Annotated in this window: 4 protein-coding genes and 1 pseudogene; 3 read left to right on the top strand and 2 right to left on the bottom strand. The window is 74.5% G+C overall.

Annotated features, from left to right (window positions below):
* Window positions 1-1,605 (top strand): annotated as a pseudogene (locus AB0J52_RS24995) (hypothetical protein); the annotation flags it as partial.
* Between the two features lie 74 nt (window positions 1,606-1,679).
* Here the strand turns inward: AB0J52_RS24995 and AB0J52_RS24990 are convergent.
* Together AB0J52_RS24990 and AB0J52_RS24985 are read right to left on the bottom strand one after the other, a co-directional pair.
* Window positions 1,680-2,066 (bottom strand): phage holin family protein, encoded by a 387-nt coding sequence (locus AB0J52_RS24990; RefSeq protein ID WP_500184608.1) that lies wholly within the window; start codon window positions 2,064-2,066, stop codon window positions 1,680-1,682.
* A gap of 97 nt (window positions 2,067-2,163) precedes the next feature.
* Window positions 2,164-2,943, bottom strand: a complete 780-nt coding sequence (locus AB0J52_RS24985; RefSeq protein ID WP_500184607.1) for a hypothetical protein — start codon at window positions 2,941-2,943, stop codon at window positions 2,164-2,166.
* 140 nt (window positions 2,944-3,083) lie between these two features.
* Here AB0J52_RS24985 and AB0J52_RS24980 point away from each other — a divergent pair, with 140 nt between their 5' ends.
* A complete protein-coding gene (locus AB0J52_RS24980; protein WP_500184606.1) occupies window positions 3,084-3,743 on the top strand; it encodes an HAD family hydrolase in 660 nt (219 codons plus the stop codon).
* Window positions 3,744-3,829: 86 nt separating this feature from the next.
* On the top strand, window positions 3,830-5,585 hold a 1,756-nt coding region (gene recQ / locus AB0J52_RS24975), incomplete at its 3' end, for a DNA helicase RecQ (protein WP_500184605.1).

Genomic DNA, 5,585 nt, shown 5'->3' with positions numbered 1-5,585 from the left:
GTGCGCCAGGCCGACGAGGCGGTGCGTCGCGCGCACGAGACCAAGGAGGCCGCCGAGCGCGCAGCCCAGCACCAGGCGGGCCTGGAGCACTTCCTGGAGACCGGGGCCGAGCGGCTCGCGGCGGCCGAGCACGCGCAGGAGCGCCTCACGAACGAGCTCGCGCAGCTCGCCCGGAGCCGGGAGGAGGCCGTCGACACGCACCGCGAGCAGGCCCGCGCCGCCGCCGAGGCCGCCGACCAGGCCACCCAGGCGGGCGCGGCGGCCCGCTACGCCGAGCAGACCGCCCGCGCCGCCGAGGAGCGGCTCGCCGTCGCCCGGACCGCCCGCGAGATCGCCGAGGCCGCCCTGGAGCGGGCCGAGGCGGACGTCGAGGCCGCCGCGCAGCGGATCGCCCAGGCCGAGACCGCGCTGGCCGAGCGCCGGTCGGACGCCGAGACCGAGAACGCCGAGGACGAGACCGACCTCGCCGTCGCCGTGGAGGCGGCCGAGCGCTCCCGGGACCAGGTCGCGGCCCTCTGCGGCGACGAGGAGCCCGACACCGAGCGGCTGCCCGCCGTCCAGGAGCGCGCGATGGCCCGGGTCGAGGAGCTCACCGGCTTCCTCAACGCCCTCGCCGACAGCCCGCACGACGCGGACTCCGAGTTCGGCCGGACGCTGCTGCGCAGGGCCAGCGTCGTGGGCGGCTCGCCGTTCGCCGTCTCGTCCGCCGACCCCGGCCGCTTCGACGAGCTGGTGGTCAGCGGCACCGAGCGGCTCGCCCCGGACGACCTGCTCATCGGCGCCGTCCACGCCCCGCACTGGACTCTGCTCACCAACGCCGTCCCCGAACCCGCCTCGGAACCGCCGGCGGACACCCCGGAGTCCCTGGCCGACGCGCCGGAGTCCCTGGCGGACGCGCCGGAGTCCGCCGCGCACCCGCTGCCCGAACACGACGCCGGGCATGCGGACACCCTCTCACCTGGCCACACGGAAGCCCCGGAAGTCCCGGAAGCCCCGCGCCAGCAGCCCTTCACGGACGCTCCGCCGCCCGCCGACGCCACGCTCCCCGCACCCGTCCCCGCAGACGTGGTCGTGCCGGAACCGGAGCCTACGGACGCCTCGCTTCCCGAACCCGTCCCCGCTGACCCGGCGTTCCCGGAGCCCGAGCCGGGACCGGCCGACGCGACGCTCCCCGCACCCGTCCCCGCCGGCCTGGCCGACCCCGCTGACCCGGCCCACCCGGCCGATCCGGCCGTCCCGGAAGCGGGCCCGGCAGACGCCACGCTCCCCGCGCCGGTCCCCGCGGACGTGATCAGCCCGGACCCGGAGCCCGCGAACGCGACGCCCTCCACACCCTTCCTCGCGGACCCGGCGACCGCAGGGGCAGGGGCCGCCGACGCCACCCTCCCGGCGCCCGTCCCCGCGGACGTGGTCGCCCCGGCTCCCGACCCGGCCGAAGCCACGCTTCCCGAGCCCGTGCCCGCCGACCCGGCGACCCCCGAGGCGGGGCCCGCCGACGCCACGCTTCCCGCCCCGGTCCCCGCGGAGGCGGCGAGGGCGGCGGCGCGTCCGGAGGACGTCGCGCACGGACGCCGGGAACCGGGCTCGGCCGGCGACGCGGCCTAGAAACGACAACACCCGCGCCGCCCTGCGAAGGCAGGGGGCGCGGGTGCTCTCGTATGCGGCGGGAGGCCGGTCCGTCAGTCGTCCTCGTCGTCGTCTCCGGGGATCAGGATGTGCAGGAGCCAGCCGACGACCCCGACGACGATCGCGCCCCAGAAGGCGGGCCAGAAGCCGTCGACGTGGAAGGGAAGGCTGAACTTCCCGGCGAGGAAGCTGGTCAACAGGAGCAGCAGCGCGTTCACGACCAGGCCGATGAGGCCGAGGGTCAGGATGTAGAACGCGCATCCGAGGGTCTTGATGAGGGGCTTGAGGACGGCGTTCACCACGCCGAAGATCACCGCGACGCCGACCAGCGTCAGCGCGCGCTTCCCGGCGGTGTCGCCGGTGACGGTGATGCCGTGGACGAGCAGTTCCGCCACCCACAGCGCGACCGCCGTGATCGCAACCTTGATGATGATTCGCACGCCTACGATCCTTCACCCGGTGAGGTGCGGCGGGCATCCCTCCGCACGGCTACTTCCACGGCCCGGGCCTCGTCTGCGAGGACGACCCACGCCCCCATCAGTCGGCCCTGTCGAAGAACGGGGACGCCGCGTCGATGCGCGGTCCGCCCGGACGGGACGTCCCACCGGCACCGCCGGGCGCAGGCGAAGGGCCCGCGTTCGGCCCACCGGCAGGGGCAGGGACATCGGCGGGGGCAGGGGCGGACGAGGCGCGGCGGCGGCGTCGCCCCGGAGCCTGCGCCCGGCCGTCCGCTCCGGGCACGGAACCATCGCCGCCATGGGCGGACCCGGCTACGGGCCCGACCCCGGCGCCCACGGGCGCGGGAGCATCCGACCACTGCGGGCCGTCCCCACGACCGGCGGCTCCGCCGCGAACCGGGCCGTCACCGCGAACCGGACGGACGGGCCCGTCGGATCGGGGGTCGCGGTCCGGTCCGCCACGGTCGGGCCTGCCCGGTGCGTCGGGGCGGTCGGGACGGTCGGGGCGGTCGCCTCGGCGGGCGCGGGCGCGGGCGAGCTGGTCCTGCAGCTCCTTCTTCTCCATCTCCAGGGTGGTCAGCGAGTCGCGCAGGTCGCGCCGGTTGGTCAGCATCCGGCCGAATCCGACCCACAGCATGATCATCGCGAGGACGAACAGCACGGCGGTGCCGGCGCCGGCGAGGAAGACCTGCCAGAGCGAGGTGATGCCGGGGACCTGCCGGTCGAAGAGGGTCAGGTGGGCGGGACCGGTGTCGAAGACGACGACCGCCGCGCCGAGCGCGACCGCGGCGGCGGCGAGGATCAGTCCGAAGAACAGCATCCGGGCGTTCTCCCTCCTGTTGCCGGGGTGCCCCACCATGCCAGAGTCGTCTGTTTTATGCCCGTTATCGAAGATTCGCGCAGGTCAACCGGGGTTGGCGGGCGTCCCGGCGGGGTAGTGGTCGTTCCCGAGTCCTGTTTCGGTCCGGCCGGACCCGGCCGGGAAGGAGGAACCCCCTGATGGCAGCCCCGCAGGCCGTCGTCTTCGATCTGGACGGCGTGCTCGTCGACTCCGAGCCGGTCTGGGAGGAGGTCCGCCGCGGCTACGTCGCCGACAAGGGCGGCACCTGGCGCTCCGACACCCAGGAGCGGCTCATGGGCATGAGCACCCCCGAGTGGGCCGACTACCTGGCCTCGGACGTGATCGGCGGCGACGCCACGGCCGACCAGGTCGCCTACGAGGTCGTGGACCGGATGTCCCGCCGCTACGCCGAGGAGGTCCCGGTGATGCCGGGGGCGGTCGAGGCCGTCCGGCGGCTGGCGGACGCCCACCCGCTCGGCGTCGCCAGCTCGTCGCCGCGCGCCCTGATCGACCTCGTGCTCGGCCGCCTCGGCATCGCCGGGCGGTTCCGCACCGTGGTCTCCACCGAGGACGTCGACCAGGGCAAGCCCGCCCCGGACGGCTACCTCGCCGCCGCCGCGCGGCTGGAGGTCCCGGCCGAGGCGTGCGTGGCGGTCGAGGACTCCAGCAACGGGCTCCGCTCGGCGCACGCGGCCGGGATGCGGGTCGTCGCCGTCCCGCACCCCCGGTATCCCCCGGCGGCGGACGCACTGGCGCTCGCGTCCCTGGAGATCACGTCGCTGGACGAGCTCACCCCGTCCGTCCTCAAAGACCTCTAGGGCCCGGCGCGCCGGGCTTCGAGGGGGTTGTCCACAGGACGGCGGGAAGGGCCCGGGCTGTCGGCGGGCGCTCATAGTATGACTCGGTGGCTTCTCCCGAGGACGACGGGTTCCCGCCCCCGTACGACGACCATCTGAGCGAGGCCGACCTCGCCTACGCCGACGAGGGCTTCCCCCCGCCCGACCCGGAGGGGTACGACGGCCCTGGCCCGGAGGCGTACGGCGGGCCCGGCCCCGCCGACCACGGCGAGCTCCCGCCGCCGCACCCGGAGTACGGCACGCCCATCGAGGTGCTGCGCCGCGTCTTCGGCTACGACGCGTTCCGGGACGGCCAGCAGGAGATCATCGAGCACGTCGCGGACGGCGGCGACGCGCTGGTGCTGATGCCGACCGGCGGCGGCAAGTCGCTGTGCTACCAGATCCCCGCGCTGGTCCGGAAGGGCGTCGGCGTGGTGATCTCCCCGCTGATCGCCCTCATGCAGGACCAGGTCGACGCCCTGCGCGCGCTCGGCGTCCGGGCCGGCTTCCTCAACTCCACGCAGGACTTCGAGGAGCGCCGCGTCGTCGAGGCTCAGTTCCTCCAGGGCGAGCTCGACCTGCTGTACCTCGCGCCCGAGCGGCTGCGCGTCCCGGCGACGGTCGACCTGCTCGACCGGGGCACGATCGCGCTGTTCGCGATCGACGAGGCGCACTGCGTCTCGCAGTGGGGCCACGACTTCCGGCCCGACTACCTCATGCTGTCCCACCTGCACGAACGCTGGCCGGACGTGCCGCGCATCGCGCTCACCGCGACCGCCACCCCCGCCACCCGGCAGGAGATCGCGACCCGGCTGAAGCTCACCGACGCCCGGCACTTCGTCGCCTCCTTCGACCGGCCGAACATCCAGTACCGGATCGTCCCGAAGAGCGACCCCAAGCGGCAGCTCCTCCACCTGCTGAAGACCGAGCACGCCGGCGACGCGGGCATCGTGTACTGCATGTCCCGCGCGTCGACGGAGAAGATCGCCGAGTTCCTCACCGCGAACGGCATCGAGGCCCTCCCGTACCACGCCAAGCTCGACGCGTCCGTCCGCGCCGCCAACCAGTCGCGCTTCCTGCGCGAGGACGGCCTGGTCATGTGCGCGACGATCGCGTTCGGCATGGGCATCGACAAGCCGGACGTCCGGTTCGTCGCCCACCTCGACCTGCCGAAGTCCGTCGAGGGCTACTACCAGGAGACCGGACGCGCCGGACGCGACGGCCTGCCGTCCACCGCCTGGCTCGCCTACGGCCTCCAGGACGTCGTCAGCCACCGCAAGATGATCAGCGAGTCGGAGGGCACCGAGGAGCACCGCCGCCGCCTGGCCCTGCACCTCGACGCGATGCTGGCGCTGTGCGAGACGGTCGAGTGCCGCCGCGTCCGGCTGCTCGACTACTTCGCCCAGCCGTCCGAGCCCTGTGGCAACTGCGACACCTGCCTGTCGCCGCCGGAGTCCTGGGACGGCACGATCCCCGCGCAGAAGGTGCTGTCGGCGGTCTACCGGCTCGACCGCGAGCGGCGGCAGAAGTTCGGCGCGGGCCACATCGTCGACATCCTGGTCGGGAAGAAGAACGCCAAGGTCATCCAGTTCGACCACGACGCGCTGTCGGTGTTCGGCGTCGGCTCCGACCTGCGCGACGTGGAGTGGCGCGGGGTGATCCGGCAGCTGCTCGCCCAGGGCCTGCTGGCCGTCGAGAGCAACTACGGCGCCCTCGTCCTCACCGAGCGCAGCGCGGCGGTGCTCCGAGGTGACCACCGGGTCATGATGCGCCGCGAGCCGGAGCGGGCGACCGCGAAGGCCGCCGGCTCCCGGTCGTCCAAGG

Source organism: Spirillospora sp. NPDC049652 (assembly GCF_040675125.1).
GTDB lineage: Bacteria > Actinomycetota > Actinomycetes > Streptosporangiales > Streptosporangiaceae > Spirillospora.
The sequence above is the reverse complement of the archived record's forward strand: the minus strand, read 5'-3'. Positions and strand labels throughout refer to the sequence as shown.

Coding starts and splice junctions, on each gene's coding strand:
- AB0J52_RS24985 (WP_500184607.1), bottom strand. CDS start 2,943: ATGGTGGGGCACCCCGGCAACAGGAGGGAGAACGCCCGGATGCTGTTC.
- AB0J52_RS24980 (WP_500184606.1), top strand. CDS start 3,084: ATGGCAGCCCCGCAGGCCGTCGTCTTCGATCTGGACGGCGTGCTCGTC.